Genomic DNA, 18,908 nt, shown 5'->3' on the forward strand with positions numbered 1-18,908 from the left:
CTGTGGAACAGCGTTTATGTGTGGATTGTACTCCTGAATTGTCCGGGATGCCTTGATCCCGGACGCAACAATTGCAGACTTTTCCACCAGAAGTGTCTGCATATATGTCCATCTATGGCAATTTTACTCGATTCGGGCAAATCCTGCGGCCAAATCGGCAATCAGATCGTCAACATTCTCTAAACCGATATGCAAACGGATGAGCGTTCCACTGAAGTCCACCTCGCCTTGCGGACGGATTGCCGCAATGTGTTCCGGCTGATTAGCGAGAATCAGCGACTCAAAACCGCCCCAGGAGTAGGCCATGCTGAACAGGCTGAAGTGGTCCAGATACGCGGCCAGCTCTTCATGATTTAGTTTCTTATTCAATACAAATGAGAACAGTCCGCTGCTGCCGGTGAAATCACGCTTCCAGAATTCGTGGCCTTTACTGCCGGGCAGCGCGGGGTGGTTCACGCGGGCGACCTGCGGATGGCTGGCCAGCCACTCGGCGACCTTTAAGCTGCTTTCATGATGTTGGCGCAGGCGAACGCTTAGCGTACGCAGTCCGCGGCTGGTCATATAGGCGGTATCGGCGTCCAGCATTTGCCCCATCAGATAGGCATTTTCGCGCAGTTGATCCCAGCAACGGGCATTAGCTACCGCAGTGCCGACCATGGCGTCGGAATGGCCAATCAGATATTTGGTACCAGCCTGAATAGAAATGTCGATGCCAAAATCCAGCGCTTTGAACAGCACCCCGGCAGCCCAGGTGTTATCAATTATGATGATCGCATCCGGCGCGACGCTTCTGACGGCGGCAACAATAGCAGGGACATCATGTACTTCCATGGTGACAGAGCCGGGAGATTCCAGAAATACGACTTTAGTGTTCGGCTGTATGTGCTTCACAATATCGGCACCAACCAGCGGATCGAACCATCCGGTGGACACGCCGAGTTTGCCGAGAATTTTGGTGCAGAAATCCTGGCTGGGTTCATAGGCGGTGTTGGTCATCAGCACATGATCCCCTTGTTCCACAAAGGCGAGGATGGTGTTGGCAACGGCCGCCGCGCCGCAGGGGAACAACGCGCAACCCGCGCCGCCTTCCAGTTCACACATTGCCTCCTGCAGGGAAAAATGCGTCAGGGTTCCGCGACGTCCATAGAAAAGCGCACCGTTAGCACGGTTGTGCGTAGCCTGCTTTTTGGCCTCTACGGTGTCAAACACTAGCGAAGAAGCGCGCTGGATCACGCTATTTACCGCGCCCAGCGTGTACTTTTTACTGCGTCCTGCGTGAACGAGTTTGGTTTCAAGTTGCTTATCTGCCATGTCGTCTTACCTGTTTTTATACGTCTGGATGTCTAAACTACCATGAATCAAAGATGACGCATCCTGCAGAACGGTCATACAGTAGAAAATAATCTCAAAATGCTTCTGGTGACTTTTTTACTGCGTAAGCGCAAGGAAAAGAAACCAAAGGTGCGGCAATATGTAAATAGTAATGAGAACGACTATCAATTCGACGTCGTTTTGATATCATTACGCTCAGATTTTGTGATTTGCGTCCTGGAGATACAGAGTGGGTAATAATTTGATGCAGACGGATCTTTCCGTCTGGGGTATGTATCAGCACGCCGATATCGTGGTTAAGTGCGTGATGATTGGGCTGATTTTGGCATCAGTGGTCACCTGGGCTATCTTCTTTAGTAAGAGCCTTGAGTTCTTTACTCAGAAACGCCGCCTTAAGCGTGAACAGCAACTGCTGGCGGACGCCCGCTCTTTAGACCAGGCAAATGAGATTGCTGCAGGATTTGATGGCAAAAGCCTGGGCGCACAGTTGATTTACGAAGCGCAGAACGAACTGGAATTGTCAGAAGGCAGCGACGACAACGAAGGTATTAAAGAGCGTACCGGCTTCCGTCTGGAGCGTCGTGTGGCGGCGGTAGGTCGTCATATGGGACGTGGTAACGGCTACCTGGCCACCATCGGGGCTATCTCTCCATTTGTGGGTCTGTTCGGTACCGTATGGGGCATCATGAATAGCTTCATCGGGATTGCACAAACCCAAACGACCAACCTGGCCGTTGTTGCGCCGGGTATCGCAGAAGCACTGTTAGCGACGGCGATCGGTCTGGTCGCGGCAATTCCTGCGGTCGTTATCTACAACATTTTCGCACGTCAGATTGGCAGCTATAAAGCGATGCTGGGCGATGTCGCGGCACAGGTACTGTTGCTGCAAAGTCGCGATCTGGACCTGAACGCTAGCGCTTCTGCCCATCCGGTACGTGCTGCGCAGAAATTACGTGTAGGATAATGTTCCATGGCAATGAGCTTTAATGAAAACCTGGACGATAACGGTGAAATGCATGAAATCAACGTGACGCCGTTTATCGATGTTATGTTGGTTTTATTGATCATCTTTATGGTGGCCGCACCGTTGGCAACGGTGGATGTGAAGGTGAATCTCCCGGCTTCCACCAGCACGCCGCAGCCGCGTCCGGAAAAACCGGTTTACCTGTCTGTTAAAGCCGATAAGAGTATGTTTATTGGCAACAATCAGGTGACGGATGACACCATGATTAGCGAATTAAATACGCTGACCGATGGGAAGAAAGACACCACGATTTTCTTCCGTGCGGATAAAACCGTCGATTATGAAACCATGATGAAAGTTATGGATACGCTGCATCAGGCGGGTTTCCTGAAGATTGGTCTGGTCGGTGAAGAGACCGTGAAAGCGAAGTAATCCTGATTGCCGGGTAATGGTTGTTGCCTTACCCGGCCTTCCTCTCCTGATTTAACTCTCCCCACACGCCCTTATCTGTCCTCATCCAGTGCGACTGCCGTTATCCTGGTGGGTTCGTAGTTCCCTTCAGACAGTTTACGCGTCAGGCGTAAGGTGGCTGTTTCTCGCTGGAGTATATGCTGGTATGTGCTCTCCAGCCGGGCCATGATTTTGTCCCGTAGTTCTGGTAGCTGCTCCATAATGGCTTCAATCGCGGCGCCATAGATCTCTTCTTTAGCCTGCAGCGCATAAATTTCGCGACGATTTTGCCATTTCATCCGCACCAGCGCGGCGGGAATAGAGACCATCTCCTGGGCAACGCTTTCCAACGTCGCATTTTTATTGGCAATCAATACGGCCAAATTTTGCTTTAAGACAAACTCATCGCTTTTATGGTCATCTAAAGCCAAATAAACATTATTATCCTCAACATCTTTCATTTTATTTCTCTTCCAGAGAATAAAAAATAGGATCGCTGGTCTCACGCGTAATTAAATTAAGCCAAATTTTATTGCCCTGTTCATTTACGCTGGCTGTTTTTGTCGATAAAATTTTACTTAATTCTTGAACGTTAATGTCGCCTTCCGCTTGTAGTGAATTGAGCAGGCGAGTGAAGGACTCAATTTTCGCGGCACGAAACAGGCGCTCTTTTAAATGGCGATCGCACTCTTCAAATAACATATTGCGCGCCTGGCCGTTAGCGGTAGAGCTAATCAAAATATCGGGTTCGTAATCGCTTAATGTTCTCTTTCCCTGAGTCAAATTTTCACTATTATCTGTGGGACTGGTATTAGTAGATGAGCTGGATAAGTGAAAACGCGAGGGAACAAGATGCTCGGGAAGCATGTTGAAATATCCTTTGATGCCAATGATATGTTGTTCTAAATAAACCAGGCTGCGTTGACAATAGCATGGCGTAATTTTAAAATCAAAAAAAATGGAGCCAGTATATGAACAGTATATTTTATTCTGTTATTACCCTGCTATTGCTTACCTGCGGGGTACTTTTGTTGATGCGCAGTGCAAATAAAAACCGATATGCAGAAAATGGGCACTCTGAAAACCAGCCGGAAATGCTGAGTAAAGAAGAGGGGGAAGATCATTTTTCGGTACTGATGAATTCGATTACCCCAGTATGGTATTGGCGCGTTAATCACGAATATATCGATTTTATCCACTCAACGATCAAGCGGATGACAATGGTAGAGCTAAATGAGACGCCAGGGCTATTTGATGCACAGCGGCGTTGTAGCGATCTCAACTCTGCGGTGTATAAATATTACGACAATATAAAAAAGCGCTGTCTGAGCGGTGAGAAAGTCCCGCATGCCGATCTGGATGTGCTTAACTTACGCCAGTGCTTCAGGGAGTTCAGTCTGGAGGCTTATCCTGCGCTTGTCGCGCTGGTGTGGCCGGAATTTCAACGTCCAGAGATCAAAGCGGAAGAGGTGTGAAGGGATTGGCTGGCCCTGTTACGTGCCGGGGAGGCTAACACCGCTTCCCGGCACAGAGTTACAAACGGCTATTTGTCAGATGAGGCCTGCCACAGGTTCAGTTTACCATCCGCGACATGCTTATCGATCTGCGCCAGTTCTTCGGCGCTGAACGTCAGGTTAGCCAACGCCTGAACGTTCTCCTCCAGTTGCTCCGGTCGGCTGGCGCCAATTAATACCGACGTTACCCGATTGTCTTTCAGCAGCCAGCTTAAGGCCATTTGCGCCATCGACTGTCCGCGCTGTTGCGCCATTTCATTGAGCAAACGCAGGCTGTTAAGGTTTTCTTCCGTCAGCATATTTTCCGTCAGCCCACGAACTTTTTTCCCTTCACGCTGCATGCGTGAACCTTCCGGAATGCCGTTGAGGTATTTCCCCGTCAGCAGCCCCTGGGCCAGCGGCGTAAATGCGATGCAGCCCATGCCGTTGGATTCCAGCGTATCCAGCAGACCGCTGCTGTCTACCCAACGGTTAAGCAGGTTGTAAGAAGGCTGGTGGATCAGCAGCGGAATTTTCCATTCCCGCATCAGCTCGGCCATTTTCTGCGTACGCTCCGGAGAATAGGATGAGATGCCGACATACAGCGCTTTACCGCTTTGCACCGCATGGGCCAGCGCTGAGGCGGTCTCTTCCATTGGCGTATTTTCGTCAACGCGGTGCGAGTAGAAGATATCGACATAGTCGAGGCCCATGCGTTTCAGGCTCTGGTCGAGGCTGGCGAGCAGGTATTTGCGCGAACCGCCAGAACCGTATGGCCCTGGCCACATGTCATAGCCTGCCTTGGTGGAGATGATCAGTTCATCACGATAGTGTGCAAAATCCTCGCGCAATAATCGGCCAAAATTCTCTTCTGCGCTGCCCGGAGGCGGCCCGTAGTTATTGGCTAAATCAAAATGCGTGATGCCTAAATCAAATGCTTTACGCAGCAGAGCGCGCTGTGAATCCAGCGCCTGAACGTGCCCAAAACTGTGCCACAAACCCAGCGATAGCGCGGGTAAACGTAAACCGCTGCGCCCGCAGTAGCGATAGAGCATCTGCTCGTAACGTTCAGGATTGGCAAACCAGTCCATGAGATCTCCTTAGTGCAGGTGAATTTCGAAACAACGTTTCTATTCTAGCGGGTTCATGATGAATATCCCGTTCACCAGGTCACACTGGAATGAAAAACTGGGCAAAAACAGACCACTGTGCTTTGCTTAAAAAAACATCGATCTGGAGTGCTGCCATGCCGCGTCTAACTGCCAAAGACTTTCCGCAAGAATTGCTCGACTACTATGACTATTACGCTCATGGCAAAATAACGAAACGCGAGTTTCTCAATCTTGCTGCGAAATATGCAGTCGGTGGTATGACGGCGCTGGCATTATTCAATGTATTGAAACCCAATTATGCCCTCGCAACGCAGGTGGAGTTCACCGATCCTGATATCCTGGCGGAATACATGACTTATCCTTCACCTGAAGGGCATGGTGATGTGCGTGGGTATCTGGTTAAACCTGCGAAAGCGACGGGGAAAGTTTCGGCGGTAGTAGTGGTGCATGAGAATCGTGGGCTGAATCCGTATATTGAGGATGTGGCACGGCGGGTGGCGAAGGCGGGCTATATTGCACTCGCGCCTGATGGATTAAGTTCAGTGGGGGGCTATCCTGGCAATGATGATAAAGGTCGGGAGTTGCAGCAGCAGGTTGACCCGGTAAAGCTGATGAACGACTTTTTTGCCGCCATTGAATTTATGCAGCGTTATTCAGACGCGACGGGAAAGGTGGGTATCACCGGATTTTGCTACGGTGGCGGCGTATCGAATGCCGCAGCCGTTGCTTTTCCTGAACTGGCCTGCGCAGTGCCTTTTTATGGGCGTCAGGTTCCTGCATCAGATGTCCCTAAAATCAAAGCGCCTTTATTACTGCACTATGCGCAATTAGATACCCGAATTAATGAGGGATGGCCTGCCTATGAAGCGGCGCTCAAAGCCAATAAGAAAGTCTATGAGGCATATATCTATCCCGGCGTTAATCATGGTTTTCATAATGACTCGACACCGCGTTATGATAATGCTGCCGCTGATTTGGCCTGGGAGCGTACTCTTGCATGGTTTAACAAATATTTACGATAGAAAACAAGGGATTATTTAATGCTTCAGGTTAATTATCTGAATAATAATGCTAGCTAATTTCATTAGCATTCATGTTGATATAGTGTAAATAATATTGGATGTACTTAAGAAAGTAAAAAAATAAAGAATGCATTATATCTTCTCTGTTGCCTGCCGATAACAAGGATAAGTATCGCCTGATGGCGAATTCCTCATCAACGGCAAGGAAATTATTATGCGTTTGCTGAAAAACTTCACTATTCGTATTGTCATGTTGGCAATACTGGGACTTTTTTGCCTGCTCTGGTCGGGCGTGGGTTTATTCAGTCTTCATTCTTTATCAAAAATATCTGAAGGCAATGATATTGACCGTCATCTTGTCCATCAGATGACGGTGCTCAGTCAGGGGAACGATCAGTATTTTCGCTTCGTAACGCGCTTAAGTCGCGCCATGGATGTCAAAATGAGTGGCGGAACGCCTGATTTTGCACCAGCGCAGCAGTCCCTGGAGAATATGAGCAAAAAACTCCAGGAGATGAAAACGTTGTCTCCGGGGCCTATGGATCCGGACGTTGCCGCGGCGGTACTGACGAAGTGGCAGGCGCTGTTGGATAACGGGGTGATTCCGCAAATGCAACTGGCGCAGCAGGGCACGCTTACGGCCTTTGCGGAGCATGCCAGCACCGTTACGCCAGCGCTGAGCCGTGAATTTGGCGCCAGTGCCGAACGTTTTAACGCCACGGCAGGTGAGCGGCTTGATACCACGCGTGTCATGGTCGATGGCAAAACGTCTATCATCCGGACGCTAATTATTACCGCAGTGATCCTCGGTATTGCTCTCCTGTTCTTCACAGATCGTTACCTCGTCGCCATGATGGTGAAACCCCTGGGACGTATCCGCCAGCAGTTCCAGCAGATTGCTCAGGGCGATCTCAGCCATCCAATCGAAGATTTTGGCCGTAACTGCGTGGGCCAACTGGTGCCGTTATTGTGCGCGATGCAGGACAGCCTGCGCGAAGCCGTCAGTACAATTCGCTCAGGTAGTGACAACATCTGGCGAGGGGCTACGGAAATTTCCACCGGCAATAACGATCTCTCATCGCGTACTGAGGAGCAGGCTGCGGCGCTGGAAGAGACCGCTGCCAGCATGGAGCAACTGACCGCAACGGTAAAACTGAACGCCGAAAACGCGCGTGAAGCCAGCCAGCTTGCCGATACGGCGACAGAGACGGCAGGTAAAGGGAGCAGCCTGGTTTCAGAAGTGGTTGAGACGATGGACGGCATTGCCGCCAGCTCTAAACAGATCGCGGAAATTACGTCTGTTATTAATAGTATTGCCTTCCAGACCAATATTCTGGCGCTGAACGCGGCAGTTGAAGCTGCCAGAGCAGGTGAGCAGGGGCGTGGTTTTGCCGTTGTTGCCGGTGAGGTGCGTAACCTTGCCAGCCGTAGCGCCGGGGCGGCGAAAGAGATTGAGACGCTGATTGGCGAATCGTCGCGTCGCGTCGATCAGGGCGCTCGACTGGTTAAAGAGACGGGATTAACCATGGAGGCGATTCTGCGCGGAGCCACCGAAGTGACCGTTATCATGAAGCAAATTGCTTCTGCCTCAGAAGAACAGAATAAGGGCATTTCGCAGGTGAGCGTGGCGATCACGCAGATGGACAGCGTAACGCAACAGAACGCCGCGCTGGTAGAGCAAGTTTCCGCCGCAGCTGTGGCGCTTGAACGGCAAACGGAAGAGCTGCAACGCTCGGTACAACAGTTCCGCCTTTCAGCAAACGATGTGCAGTACGCCACCGCCAGCACCGCTTCCCCTTCAGCAGACAGCAAAACGTCTGCGGCCGCTAAAAAGGATGAATGGGTGTCCTTTTAAGCGGGCATAAAAAAGTACGTGATACCTCTGGTCTTTGCTTAAAAAATCGCTATATAATTTATTATATAGCGATTGGAGGTTATGCATGGACAACCATTTTGGAAAAGGCTTGATGGCCGGATTAAACGCGTCAAGTGCGGATAGCGCACGCACGGCGGCCAATTTTTGTGCTGATTATAAACGCGGTTTTGTGCTGGGATTTTCTCATCGAATGTTTGAAAAGACGGGCGATCGACAGCTCAGCGCGTGGGAAGCGGGGATCCTCACGCGTCGCTATGGGCTGGATAAAGAGATGGTTATGGATTTCTTTAAAGAGAACCAGTCCAGTACAACAATTCGTTTTTTCATGGCTGGCTATCGTCTCGAAGCTTGATCCGAAAGGGGTATTATCTTGCTTTAATTAATTACACTATTGACCTACGCCTTCGTTTTGTTGCTCCGCCGAAGTATTATAATGCACATAACCATATAAAAAGTGTGGTAAATGGCGCGCCGATCGCAATATGCAACATGCGAAAGGTGCAAAATAAAAGCCAGGTCTTCGCAACGGAATAACTATAAAATGACTGGAGATAACTCTCTCATCAATTCGAACGGCATCAATCGCCGTGATTTCATGAAGCTTTGTGCAGCACTGGCCGCTACCATGGGGCTCAGTAGCAAAGCCGCCGCAGAAATGGCCGAATCAGTTTCTCGTCCTCAGCGTCCACCGGTTATCTGGATTGGTGCGCAGGAGTGTACGGGTTGTACTGAATCGCTACTTCGCGCGACACACCCTACAGTGGAAAACCTCGTTCTGGAGACAATCTCTCTGGAATACCATGAGGTACTCTCTGCGGCTTTCGGCCACCAGGTCGAAGAGAATAAACATAACGCTCTGGAGAAGTACAAAGGGCAATATGTTTTGGTTGTAGATGGTTCTATCCCACTGAAAGACAATGGTATTTACTGCATGGTTGCCGGTGAGCCGATCGTAGATCACATCCGCCGGGCCGCAGAAGGCGCTGCCGCTATCATTGCCATCGGCTCTTGTGCCGCTTGGGGTGGTGTTGCTGCTGCTGGCGTTAACCCAACGGGGGCCGTCGGCTTGCAGGAAGTTCTGCCAGGCAAAACCATCATCAACATCCCCGGCTGTCCTCCGAACCCGCACAACTTCCTTGCAACGGTCGCGCATATCATCACTTACGGTAAGCCGCCGAAGCTGGATACCAAAAACCGTCCGACATTTGCCTATGGTCGTTTGATTCACGAACACTGCGAACGTCGCCCGCACTTCGATGCAGGTCGTTTTGCTAAAGAGTTTGGCGATGAAGGTCACCGTGAAGGCTGGTGCCTCTACCATCTGGGCTGTAAAGGACCAGAAACCTACGGCAACTGCTCAACGCTGCAATTCTGCGATGTTGGCGGCGTGTGGCCGGTGGCTATCGGTCACCCTTGCTACGGCTGTAACGAAGAAGGTGTCGGTTTCCATAAAGGTATTCACCAGCTTGCTCATGTGGAAAACCAAACACCGCGTTCCGAGAAACCTGACGTCAATATGAAAGAAGGCGGCAATATTTCTGCCGGGGCGATTGGGCTGCTTGGTGGCGTAGTAGGACTGGTTGCCGGTGTCAGCGTGATGGCGGTTCGTGAACTGGGGCGTCAGCAGAAGAAAGATAACGCTGACTCACGGGGAGAATAACCGTGAACAGACGTAACTTTATTAAAGCAGCCTCCAGCGGGGCATTGCTGTTGGGCGCTGCGCCGTCCATCAGCCATGCGGCTGCAGAAAACCGTCCGCCGATCCCTGGTTCTCTTGGGATGCTCTATGACTCGACGCTGTGCGTAGGCTGCCAGGCTTGTGTCACCAAGTGTCAGGATATCAACTTCCCGGCGCGTAACCCGGAAGGCGAGCAGACCTGGTCGAACAACGACAAACTGTCACCGTATACCAATAACATCATCCAGGTGTGGCGTAGCGGAACAGGCGTTAACAAAGACCAGGAAGAAAACGGCTACGCATACATTAAGAAGCAGTGCATGCACTGTGTCGATCCGAACTGCGTCTCCGTTTGCCCGGTCTCCGCGCTGAAGAAAGATCCGAAAACTGGCATCGTCCACTATGACAAAGATGTCTGCACGGGCTGTCGTTACTGCATGGTCGCCTGCCCGTACAATGTGCCTAAGTATGACTACAACAACCCGTTTGGTGCGCTTCACAAATGTGAACTGTGTAACCAGAAAGGTGTTGAGCGTCTGGATAAAGGCGGTTTACCGGGTTGTGTTGAAGTGTGCCCTGCCGGTGCGGTGATTTTTGGTACGCGTGAAGAGCTGATGGCTGAGGCGAAAAAACGTCTCGCGCTGAAGCCTGGCAGCGAATACCACTATCCGCGTCAGACGGTGAAAGCAGGCGATACCTATCTGCATACGGTACCGAAGTATTACCCCCATCTGTACGGCGAGAAAGAGGGTGGTGGTACACAGGTTATGGTACTGACGGGCGTTCCTTACGAGGATTTGGATCTGCCAAAACTGGATGATCTTTCAACCGGTGCGCGTTCCGAACATGTTCAACATTCCTTGTACAAGGGCATGATATTACCCCTGGCTGCGCTGGCGGGCTTAACCGTGCTGGTTCGTCGTAACACGAAAAACGACCATCACGATGGAGGAGACGATCATGAGTCATGATCCTAAACCGCTGGGCGGAAAAATAATCAGCAAACCGGTCATTATTTTTGGGCCGCTTATCGTCCTGTGTATGCTCCTGATCGTGAAACGTCTGGTCTTCGGATTGGGCTCAGTCTCCGATCTGAACGGCGGTTTCCCATGGGGTGTATGGATCGCGTTTGACCTGCTGATTGGTACCGGCTTCGCGTGCGGTGGCTGGGCTCTGGCGTGGGCGGTGTATGTTTTCAACAGAGGACAATACCATCCACTGGTACGTCCGGCGCTGTTGGCGAGCCTGTTTGGCTACTCGCTGGGTGGTCTGTCGATCACCATTGACGTCGGTCGTTACTGGAACCTGCCGTATTTCTACATTCCGGGCCACTTCAACGTGAACTCGGTACTGTTCGAAACGGCGGTCTGTATGACCATATATATCGGCATCATGGCGCTGGAATTTGCTCCGGCTCTGTTTGAACGTCTGGGGTGGAAAGTCTCTCTCAAGCGTTTGAACAAAGTGATGTTCTTTATTATTGCACTTGGCGCACTGCTGCCAACTATGCACCAGTCTTCAATGGGTTCATTGATGATTTCTGCGGGCTATAAGGTGCATCCGCTATGGCAAGCTTATGAAATGTTGCCGCTTTTCTCCGTATTAACCGCTTTTATTATGGGCTTCTCGATCGTCATCTTCGAAGGCTCGTTGGTACAAGCCGGGCTGAAAGGTAATGGTCCGGACGAGAAAAGTTTGTTCATCAAGCTGACGAATACCATCAGTGTGCTGTTGGCGATTTTCGTGGTTCTGCGCTTTGGCGAACTGATCTATCGCGATAAGCTGTCCTATGCGTTCTCAGGCGATCTTTACTCCCTGATGTTCTGGATTGAAGTCGTGCTGATGGTCTTCCCGCTGGTGGTGCTGCGCGTCACTAAGCTGCGTAACGACTCGCGCATGCTGTATCTGTCTGCGCTGAGCGCATTGCTGGGTTGTGCGACATGGCGTCTGTCCTATTCGCTGGTGGCGTTCAATCCTGGTGGTGGCTACCACTACTTCCCGACCTGGGAAGAACTGTTGATTTCTATTGGTTTTGTGGCTATTGAGATTTGTGCATACATCGTACTCATTCGTCTACTGCCGATACTTCCTCCTTTAAAACAAAACGATCAAAATCGTCATGAGGCGAGCAAAGCATGAGCCAGAGAATTACTATTGATCCGGTAACCCGTATTGAGGGTCATTTACGCATCGACTGCGAAATCGAAAATGGCGTGGTATCTAAAGCATGGGCTTCCGGTACCATGTGGCGCGGCATGGAAGAGATCGTGAAAAACCGCGATCCGCGCGATGCCTGGATGATTGTGCAGCGTATCTGTGGCGTTTGTACTACCACTCACGCTATCTCTTCCGTTCGTGCAGCAGAAAGCGCGCTGAATATTGATGTTCCGGTGAACGCACAGTATATCCGTAACATCATTCTGGCCGCGCACACCACGCATGACCACATTGTTCACTTCTATCAGCTCTCTGCGCTGGACTGGGTGGATATCACCTCTGCACTGAAAGCAGATCCAGCGAAAGCGTCTGCCATGCTGAACGGCGTGTCCTCCTGGCACCTGAACAGCGCAGAAGAGTTCACTAAGGTTCAGAACAAGATCAAAGACCTTGTTGCCAGCGGTCAGTTAGGCATTTTTGCCAACGGTTGCTGGGGTCACCCGGCGATGCAGCTGCCGCCAGAAGTGAACCTGATTGCGGTCGCTCACTACCTGCAGGCGCTGGAATGCCAGCGTGATGCTAACCGTGTTGTGGCGCTGTTGGGCGGTAAAACGCCGCACATTCAGAACCTGGCGGTAGGCGGGGTTGCTAACCCAATTAACCTCGACGGCCTTGGCGTGCTGAACCTTGAGCGCCTGATGTATATCAAGTCCTTTATCGATAAGCTGAGCGACTTCGTTGAGCAGGTTTACAAGGTTGATACCGCAGTTATTGCTGCGTTCTACCCTGAGTGGCTGGAACGTGGTCAAGGTGCGGTTAACTATCTGAGCGCACCGGAATTCCCGACTGACGGTAAAAACGGCAGCTTCCTGTTCCCGGGTGGTTACATCACCAATGAAGATCTGTCGACCTATCGTCCGATCACCTCTCACTCCGATGAGTACCTGATCAAAGGGATTCAGGAGAGTGCGAAACACGCGTGGTACAAAGACGAAGCGCCGCAGGCTCCGTGGGAAGGCACAACGGTTCCTGATTACACCGGTTGGTCAGATGACGGCAAGTACTCCTGGGTTAAAGCACCGACCTTCTACGGTAAAACGGTTGAAGTGGGTCCGTTGGCCAACATGCTGTGTAAACTGGCGGCCAAACGCGAGTCTACCCATGCCAAGCTGAATGAAATCATCGCGATTTACACCAAGCTGACCGGTAAAACTATCGAAGTGTCACAGCTGCACTCTACGTTGGGCCGTATTATTGGCCGTACCGTTCACTGCTGTGAACTGCAGAACGTTCTGCAGGATCAGTACAATGCGCTGATTGTGAACATCGGCAAAGGCGACCACACTACCTTCGTGAAACCGGATATCCCGGCAACGGGTGAATTTAAAGGTGTCGGTTTCCTCGAAGCGCCGCGCGGTATGCTGTCTCACTGGATGGTGATCAAAGATGGCATTATCAGCAACTACCAGGCGGTAGTACCGTCAACCTGGAACTCTGGCCCACGTAACTTTAATGATGAAGTGGGACCGTATGAGCGCTCGCTGGTAGGTACGCCGATTGCCGATCCAAACAAACCGCTGGAAGTGGTTCGTACCATTCACTCCTTCGACCCTTGTATGTCATGTGCGGTGCATGTGGTGGACGTTGATGGGAACGAAGTGGTCTCAGTTAAGGTTCTGTAATGCGGATATTAGTCTTAGGGGTCGGCAATATTTTGCTGACCGACGAAGCCATCGGGGTACGTATCGTTGAGGCATTAGAACAACGGTACGTCCTGCCAGACTTTGTTGATGTTCTGGATGGTGGTACAGCTGGGATGGAGCTTCTCGGTGATATGGCGAACAGAGATCATCTGATCATTGCTGACGCCATTGTGTCGAAGAAAAACACGCCAGGAACGATGATGGTCCTGCGGGATGAAGAGATCCCGGCGCTGTTTACCAACAAAATCTCACCGCACCAGCTTGGTCTGGCCGACGTATTGTCGGCCCTGCGTTTCACCGGCGAGTTTCCGAAAAAGCTGACGTTAGTCGGTGTTATTCCGGAATCGCTGGAGCCGCATATCGGACTAACGCCAACGGTTGAAGCGATGATTGAACCTGCGCTTGAGCAGGTTCTTGCCGCGCTTCGCGAATCAGGTGTTGAAGCGATCCCGCGGGAGGCGGCTCATGTCTGAGGAGTTTGTCGGTTTTCAGACGGCCCCGAAGATGCAAATTCAGGCAGCGTTTGAAGAGGTTGCCCGGCGTTCAATGCACGATCTCTCTTTCCTGCATCCGAACATGCCGGTATATGTCTCTGAATTTACGCTGTTTGAAGGACAGTGGACGGGGTGTGTTATCACGCCCTGGATGCTCAGCGCACTGATTTTCCCCGGACCGGACCAGATCTGGCCAGTGCGTAAAGTCAGCGAAAAAATCGGACTGCGTCTGCCGTATGGCGAGATGACCTTTACCGTTGGTGAACTGGAGGGCGTATCGCAATACCTTTCCTGCTCACTGATGTCGCCGCTTTCGCACAGTATGTCGGCGCAAGAAGGCATGCGTCTGACTGACGATTGCGCGCGAATGCTGTTATCGCTGCCAGTTAGCGATCCGAATGCGCCGCAGCTTAATCGCCGCGCGTTGCTGCTGGGTCGTCGGAACTGCGAAAATGCATGAGCTGTCCCTTTGTCAGAGCGCGGTTGAGATTGTTCAACAGCAGGCAGAGCAGCACGGTGTCAAACGTGTAACCGGTGTTTGGCTAGAAATCGGGGCGCTCTCCTGCGTTGAAGAGAGCGCCGTTCGTTTCAGTTTCGACATCGTCTGTCAGGGGACGCTGGCTCAGGGTTGTGAGCTGCATATTGATTACAAGCCAGCCCAGGCATGGTGCTGGGATTGCAGTCAGGTTGTGGAAATCACCCAGCATGATGCGCAGTGTCCACAATGTCAGGGCGATCGTCTGCGGGTTGATGCTGGCGATTCACTGAAAGTGAAAAGTATTGAAGTCGAATAACCCATAGGTTGCTATGGGGCGGAGTCAGATATGTGTATTGGAGTCCCTGGTCAGGTTCTGGCCGTTGGTGAAGATATTCACCAGCTTGCGCAGGTTGAAGTGTGCGGCATCAAACGTGATGTCAATATTGCCCTGATTTGTGAAGGTGATACAGCTGAGCTGGTCGGGCAATGGGTGCTGGTGCACGTAGGGTTCGCCATGAGCATCATTGATGAAGATGAAGCTAAAGCCACGTTAGACGCACTTCGCCGCATGGAGTACGACGTCACCAGCGCGTGACAAATCCTGAATGAAATTGCCGGATAGCGGTTGCCATCCGGCAATTTATTTTAGTTCTGGCGCTTATCTTCGGTTTGGGTATCGAAGTCGCTGGCGTCATGGCGTTCATGAAGCTGCTCGTTCAGCGGTCCGTTAGTGCGGTTTACAATACGACCACGCTTAACCGCCGGACGCGCTGCAATCTCTTTTGCCCAGCGTTGTACGTGCTTGTAGCTTCCTGCGTCAAGGAACTCTGCTGCGTCGTAGACGTTGCCCAGAACCACATTGCCAAACCATGGCCAGACCGCCATATCGGCAATGGTGTATTCATCTCCGGCCACAAACTGATGTTGCGCCAATTGTTTATCCAGCACGTCGAGTAAGCGTTTGGCTTCCATGGTGAAGCGATTGATAGCGTACTCAATTTTAACCGGAGCATAGTTATAGAAGTGGCCAAAGCCTCCGCCGAGGAACGGTGCTGCGCCTTGTAACCAGAACAACCAGTTCAGCGTTTCGGTGCGTTTTGCCAAATCCTGCGGCAGGAAATAACCATATTTTTCCGCCAGATAGAGCAGGATTGCGCCAGATTCGAATACGCGAACCGGTGGGTTTTGCGAGTGATCGCGTAGCGCTGGGATCTTCGAGTTCGGATTCACCTCAACAAAGCCGCTGGAAAACTGATCGCCATCGCCAATGCGGATAATCCAGGCATCGTATTCCGCGCCCTTCACCCCCTGCGCCAGCAACTCCTCCAGCATGATCGTCACTTTCTGCCCGTTTGGCGTACCCAGCGAATAGAGCTGCAGCGGATGTTTGCCAACCGGCAGCGTTTTCTCGTGGGTGGCTCCGGAAACCGGGCGGTTGATATTGGCGAATGCGCCTCCGTTCGATTTTTCCCACGTCCAGACTTTCGCGGGCTGATAGGTATTGTCTGACATATTGACCTGCCTTCTGAGTGGTTGTGTTGATGCAGTGTAGCAGTTAGGTAGAACTCAATTTAACAGATTGGAACTTTATGTCGCTTTGTGCTGAAAGGGGAAGATAAATCTAACCCGTTCATTGTACCCGCTCCGTACTCCATGAAGAGGAAATCAATGTTGGACGGAAATTGCTACCGTATTCACCATTAAAAATTGGCGGTGAATAAGCAGTAATAATGAAAAATGGTGTTCCAGGAGTAAGCGGTTATCAGGGCCCGGCGGGTGGGTGGGGCGCGGTAAAAGCCGTCACTGCTTCGGTGTTTTCGCAAAAGGCTGTCGCCCGCGACATTATCGCGATGTTCAAAATGAACCAGGTGAAAGGGTTCGACTGTCCGGGCTGTGCGTGGCCGGACCCAGGGCACCGTGCGCCAATGGAGCTGTGCGAAAATGGCGTTAAGGCGGTCTCCTGGGAGACAACCAGTAAAAAAGCGTCACCGGAATTTTTCAGCCGTCACCCGGTTTCCACACTCTGGCACTACAGCGATTATGAGCTGGAAAATATCGGTCGTTTGACGCATCCGATGAAATACGATGCAGCATCAGATACCTGGCAGGCGGTGGATTGGGATATCGCCTTCCAGGAGATAGGCGAGCGTCTGCGCAGCTATGATTCACCCCAGCAGGTTGAGTTTTACACCTCCGGCAGAACGTCAAATGAAGCGGCGTTCCTGTATCAGCTATTTGCCCGAGAATATGGCAGCAGCAACTTTCCTGATTGCTCAAACATGTGCCACGGACCGACCAGCGCAGGGCTAACGCCGGCCATTGGCCTTGGAAAAGGGACCGTTGAACTTGACGATTTTGACCATTGCGATCTGGTGATTTGTATCGGGCATAACCCTGGCACTAATCATCCACGTATGCTGACCACCTTACGCGACGTTGCCAAACGCGGGGCTAAAATTATCTCTATCAATCCGCTGAACGAAAGGGGGCTTGAGCGCTTTAGTTTCCCGCAAAGCCCGAAAGAGATGTTCACCGGTCAGTCGACGCAACTGAGCAACGACTACTACCAGGTAAAAATGGGCGGTGACGCCTCGCTGCTCAAAGGCATCATGAAGGCGCTGATCGAAATGGATGAAGCGCGGATCTTACTGGATCAGCAACCGACACTCGATCATGCGTTTATCGATGAGCATACCGCTGGATATGCAGCGTTGTATGATGACTTACGTCAGCATAACTGGGCGGAGCTGGAACAGGACTCGGGCCTGACGCGCAGTCAGATGGAAGACCTGGCGCACAGCTACAGTAAATCTCGTGCCACTATTATTTGTTACGGGCTGGGTATCACCCAGCATAAAAACGGTACTGAGAACGTCCAGCAACTGGTAAACCTGCTGCTGCTGAAAGGCAATATGGGTAAGCCTGGGGCGGGGATCTGCCCGTTGCGCGGTCATTCTAACGTGCAGGGCGACCGTTCCGTGGGGATCAACGAAGCGGCATCCGAAGACTTCCTGCAACGCCTTGAGACGCATTTTTCTATCCGTGTGCCGCGTACACATGGCCGCTCCAGCGTGGTGAGTATTCGGGCCATCGAACGGGGAGAGGCAAAAGCGCTCATTTGCATGGGTGGCAATCTGGCGGTGGCGATGCCGCAGCCGCAGCGTACCTTTGCGGCGATGAAAAATTTGGATCTGCAGGTCCATGTTGCGACCAAGCTGAACAGATCGCATTTGCTGCTGGCAAAGCATAATTATCTGCTGCCTGCATTAGGTCGAACGGAGCGCGACATTCAGGCGACGGGGATCCAGTCGGTGACCGTCGAAGACTCGATGTCGATGGTCCATGCTTCCTGCGGCGCGCTGAAGCCAGCTTCCCGCTGGTTAAAATCGGAACCCGCGATTGTGGCGGGCATGGCACACGCCACTCTGCCGCTTTCGCCGATCAACTGGGAGGCGTTAACCGGGGACTACGCGCTGATCCGTGACGCCATTGAAGCCGTGATCCCGGCGTTCCACAATTACAATGCCCGTATTGCCGAGCCGGGCGGATTTCGTATGGATACGCCCGCTTCGCGCCGTGAATGGCGAACGGCGAATGGTAAAGCCAACTTTATCGTCAGCCATCAGCGGGCGGTAGAGCGAGAAAATCAGCCTGCCGATGCACTGGTTCTGGCGACGCTGCGCAGCCACGATCAATACAACACCACTATTTATGGTATGAACGATCGCTACCGTGGCATTACCGGTCGTCGGGATGTGGTGTTTTTAAGCGCTGAAGAAGCGGCGACTCGCGGTCTGAGCCAGGGAGATGTGGTCAACGTTCAGGCGCTGGACGACCGCGGCCAGCCCTGTGCGGATCGCATTATGTGCGGCTTGACGGTGGTGATTTACAACATGGCGGTGGGCTCAATAGGCGCTTATCTGCCAGAAGCGAATGTCCTGCTTTCGCTGGATGCGGTGGACACACAAAGTTTGACTCCGGCGTATAAAAGCGTACCGGTCACCGTGACAAAAGCGTAGTTCCTGCTGTGAATTTTTCGCCTCTGAGCGCCAGCCGCTGCGTTGAGGTGTATGATGATGTTGACCTCTGTCCGGTTAGTGTCGCAGAGCAGGCAATCAGAGCGAAAAATTCACGCCAACCTGCTCAGGC

The 18,908-nt window shown here is 51.8% G+C and carries 20 protein-coding genes; 15 read left to right on the plus strand and 5 right to left on the minus strand.

Annotated elements, in window-relative coordinates; all coding sequences use genetic code 11:
- Positions 1-123 precede the first annotated feature (123 nt).
- The gene (gene metC / locus O6D90_RS03605; RefSeq protein WP_016157474.1) at positions 124-1,311 is read right to left on the minus strand and encodes a cystathionine beta-lyase; all 1,188 of its coding nucleotides are present in this window, start codon (positions 1,309-1,311) and stop codon (positions 124-126) included.
- A gap of 250 nt (positions 1,312-1,561) precedes the next feature.
- Here metC and exbB point away from each other — a divergent pair, with 250 nt between their 5' ends.
- Together exbB and exbD are read left to right on the plus strand one after the other, a co-directional pair.
- Positions 1,562-2,296 carry a tol-pal system-associated acyl-CoA thioesterase gene (gene exbB, locus O6D90_RS03610; RefSeq protein WP_016154502.1) on the plus strand — a complete coding sequence of 245 codons (735 nt, stop codon included), beginning with the start codon at positions 1,562-1,564 and terminating at the stop codon, positions 2,294-2,296.
- Positions 2,297-2,302: 6 nt separating this feature from the next.
- The gene (gene exbD, locus O6D90_RS03615) at positions 2,303-2,728 is read left to right on the plus strand and encodes a TonB system transport protein ExbD (protein ID WP_016154501.1); all 426 of its coding nucleotides are present in this window, start codon (positions 2,303-2,305) and stop codon (positions 2,726-2,728) included.
- Positions 2,729-2,799: 71 nt separating this feature from the next.
- On the opposite strand, the gene O6D90_RS03620 is transcribed toward exbD, so the two are convergent.
- The gene (locus O6D90_RS03620; protein ID WP_016157473.1) at positions 2,800-3,207 is read right to left on the minus strand and encodes a hypothetical protein; all 408 of its coding nucleotides are present in this window, start codon (positions 3,205-3,207) and stop codon (positions 2,800-2,802) included.
- 1 nt (position 3,208) lies between these two features.
- Positions 3,209-3,613, minus strand: a complete 405-nt coding sequence (locus O6D90_RS03625; RefSeq protein WP_016157472.1) for a hypothetical protein — start codon at positions 3,611-3,613, stop codon at positions 3,209-3,211.
- 104 nt (positions 3,614-3,717) lie between these two features.
- Between O6D90_RS03625 and O6D90_RS03630 the strand changes: the two genes are divergently transcribed.
- Positions 3,718-4,221, plus strand: a complete 504-nt coding sequence (locus tag O6D90_RS03630; protein ID WP_016154498.1) for an ESA_00282 family adhesion-associated protein — start codon at positions 3,718-3,720, stop codon at positions 4,219-4,221.
- A gap of 68 nt (positions 4,222-4,289) precedes the next feature.
- Here O6D90_RS03630 and O6D90_RS03635 read toward each other — a convergent pair whose 3' ends face one another.
- Complete coding sequence (locus O6D90_RS03635) at positions 4,290-5,330, minus strand: aldo/keto reductase (RefSeq protein ID WP_016154497.1); 1,041 nt, start codon at positions 5,328-5,330, stop codon at positions 4,290-4,292.
- Between the two features lie 155 nt (positions 5,331-5,485).
- Here O6D90_RS03635 and yghX point away from each other — a divergent pair, with 155 nt between their 5' ends.
- From yghX to hybG, 11 genes are all read left to right on the plus strand, one after another.
- On the plus strand, positions 5,486-6,373 hold the full coding sequence (gene yghX / locus O6D90_RS03640) for a YghX family hydrolase (RefSeq protein ID WP_016157471.1): 888 nt from the start codon (positions 5,486-5,488) through the stop codon (positions 6,371-6,373).
- Between the two features lie 214 nt (positions 6,374-6,587).
- A complete protein-coding gene (locus O6D90_RS03645; RefSeq protein WP_016157470.1) occupies positions 6,588-8,228 on the plus strand; it encodes a methyl-accepting chemotaxis protein in 1,641 nt (546 codons plus the stop codon).
- A gap of 85 nt (positions 8,229-8,313) precedes the next feature.
- Positions 8,314-8,601, plus strand: coding sequence for a DUF2623 family protein (locus O6D90_RS03650; RefSeq protein ID WP_016154494.1), 288 nt, complete (start codon positions 8,314-8,316; stop codon positions 8,599-8,601).
- 189 nt (positions 8,602-8,790) lie between these two features.
- Positions 8,791-9,909 carry a hydrogenase 2 small subunit gene (gene hybO / locus O6D90_RS03655; RefSeq protein WP_016154493.1) on the plus strand — a complete coding sequence of 373 codons (1,119 nt, stop codon included), beginning with the start codon at positions 8,791-8,793 and terminating at the stop codon, positions 9,907-9,909.
- 2 nt (positions 9,910-9,911) lie between these two features.
- Entirely contained in the window at positions 9,912-10,898 is a 987-nt protein-coding gene (hybA, locus tag O6D90_RS03660; protein ID WP_003828357.1) for a hydrogenase 2 operon protein HybA, read from the plus strand.
- Positions 10,888-12,066, plus strand: coding sequence for a Ni/Fe-hydrogenase cytochrome b subunit (gene hybB / locus O6D90_RS03665; RefSeq protein WP_016154492.1), 1,179 nt, complete (start codon positions 10,888-10,890; stop codon positions 12,064-12,066). Before hybA ends, hybB begins: the two co-directional genes overlap by 11 nt.
- The gene (gene hybC, locus O6D90_RS03670; RefSeq protein ID WP_003024476.1) at positions 12,063-13,766 is read left to right on the plus strand and encodes a hydrogenase 2 large subunit; all 1,704 of its coding nucleotides are present in this window, start codon (positions 12,063-12,065) and stop codon (positions 13,764-13,766) included. Before hybB ends, hybC begins: the two co-directional genes overlap by 4 nt.
- Positions 13,766-14,260 (plus strand): HyaD/HybD family hydrogenase maturation endopeptidase, encoded by a 495-nt coding sequence (locus O6D90_RS03675; RefSeq protein ID WP_016157468.1) that lies wholly within the window; start codon positions 13,766-13,768, stop codon positions 14,258-14,260. The genes hybC and O6D90_RS03675 overlap by 1 nt, the downstream gene beginning before the upstream one ends.
- A complete protein-coding gene (hybE, locus tag O6D90_RS03680; protein WP_016154490.1) occupies positions 14,253-14,741 on the plus strand; it encodes a hydrogenase-2 assembly chaperone in 489 nt (162 codons plus the stop codon). Before O6D90_RS03675 ends, hybE begins: the two co-directional genes overlap by 8 nt.
- On the plus strand, positions 14,734-15,075 hold the full coding sequence (gene hypA / locus O6D90_RS03685) for a hydrogenase maturation nickel metallochaperone HypA (protein WP_016157467.1): 342 nt from the start codon (positions 14,734-14,736) through the stop codon (positions 15,073-15,075). The genes hybE and hypA overlap by 8 nt, the downstream gene beginning before the upstream one ends.
- A gap of 30 nt (positions 15,076-15,105) precedes the next feature.
- A complete protein-coding gene (hybG, locus tag O6D90_RS03690) occupies positions 15,106-15,354 on the plus strand; it encodes a hydrogenase maturation factor HybG (RefSeq protein ID WP_003024459.1) in 249 nt (82 codons plus the stop codon).
- Between the two features lie 50 nt (positions 15,355-15,404).
- On the opposite strand, the gene yghU is transcribed toward hybG, so the two are convergent.
- The gene (yghU, locus tag O6D90_RS03695; protein WP_016154488.1) at positions 15,405-16,271 is read right to left on the minus strand and encodes a glutathione-dependent disulfide-bond oxidoreductase; all 867 of its coding nucleotides are present in this window, start codon (positions 16,269-16,271) and stop codon (positions 15,405-15,407) included.
- 218 nt (positions 16,272-16,489) lie between these two features.
- Here yghU and O6D90_RS03700 point away from each other — a divergent pair, with 218 nt between their 5' ends.
- Positions 16,490-18,778, plus strand: a complete 2,289-nt coding sequence (locus O6D90_RS03700; RefSeq protein WP_016157466.1) for an FdhF/YdeP family oxidoreductase — start codon at positions 16,490-16,492, stop codon at positions 18,776-18,778.
- Positions 18,779-18,908 lie beyond the last annotated feature (130 nt).

The organism is Citrobacter sp. 21OH12SH02A-Citro (assembly GCF_027919895.1).
Taxonomy (GTDB): Bacteria; Pseudomonadota; Gammaproteobacteria; order Enterobacterales; family Enterobacteriaceae; genus Citrobacter; species Citrobacter braakii.

Excerpts from the sequence above, each read along its gene's own strand:
- metC (WP_016157474.1), bottom strand. The coding sequence starts at position 1,311 with ATGGCAGATAAGCAACTTGAAACCAAACTCGTTCACGCAGGACGCAGT.
- yghX (WP_016157471.1), top strand. The coding sequence starts at position 5,486 with ATGCCGCGTCTAACTGCCAAAGACTTTCCGCAAGAATTGCTCGACTAC.
- hypA (WP_016157467.1), top strand. The coding sequence starts at position 14,734 with ATGCATGAGCTGTCCCTTTGTCAGAGCGCGGTTGAGATTGTTCAACAG.
- O6D90_RS03675 (WP_016157468.1), top strand. The coding sequence starts at position 13,766 with ATGCGGATATTAGTCTTAGGGGTCGGCAATATTTTGCTGACCGACGAA.
- O6D90_RS03650 (WP_016154494.1), top strand. The coding sequence starts at position 8,314 with ATGGACAACCATTTTGGAAAAGGCTTGATGGCCGGATTAAACGCGTCA.
- hybC (WP_003024476.1), top strand. The coding sequence starts at position 12,063 with ATGAGCCAGAGAATTACTATTGATCCGGTAACCCGTATTGAGGGTCAT.
- O6D90_RS03635 (WP_016154497.1), bottom strand. The coding sequence starts at position 5,330 with ATGGACTGGTTTGCCAATCCTGAACGTTACGAGCAGATGCTCTATCGC.
- exbD (WP_016154501.1), top strand. The coding sequence starts at position 2,303 with ATGGCAATGAGCTTTAATGAAAACCTGGACGATAACGGTGAAATGCAT.
- hybE (WP_016154490.1), top strand. The coding sequence starts at position 14,253 with ATGTCTGAGGAGTTTGTCGGTTTTCAGACGGCCCCGAAGATGCAAATT.
- O6D90_RS03645 (WP_016157470.1), top strand. The coding sequence starts at position 6,588 with ATGCGTTTGCTGAAAAACTTCACTATTCGTATTGTCATGTTGGCAATA.
- O6D90_RS03625 (WP_016157472.1), bottom strand. The coding sequence starts at position 3,613 with ATGCTTCCCGAGCATCTTGTTCCCTCGCGTTTTCACTTATCCAGCTCA.
- O6D90_RS03620 (WP_016157473.1), bottom strand. The coding sequence starts at position 3,207 with ATGAAAGATGTTGAGGATAATAATGTTTATTTGGCTTTAGATGACCAT.
- yghU (WP_016154488.1), bottom strand. The coding sequence starts at position 16,271 with ATGTCAGACAATACCTATCAGCCCGCGAAAGTCTGGACGTGGGAAAAA.
- O6D90_RS03630 (WP_016154498.1), top strand. The coding sequence starts at position 3,718 with ATGAACAGTATATTTTATTCTGTTATTACCCTGCTATTGCTTACCTGC.
- hybG (WP_003024459.1), top strand. The coding sequence starts at position 15,106 with ATGTGTATTGGAGTCCCTGGTCAGGTTCTGGCCGTTGGTGAAGATATT.
- hybO (WP_016154493.1), top strand. The coding sequence starts at position 8,791 with ATGACTGGAGATAACTCTCTCATCAATTCGAACGGCATCAATCGCCGT.
- hybB (WP_016154492.1), top strand. The coding sequence starts at position 10,888 with ATGAGTCATGATCCTAAACCGCTGGGCGGAAAAATAATCAGCAAACCG.
- O6D90_RS03700 (WP_016157466.1), top strand. The coding sequence starts at position 16,490 with ATGAAAAATGGTGTTCCAGGAGTAAGCGGTTATCAGGGCCCGGCGGGT.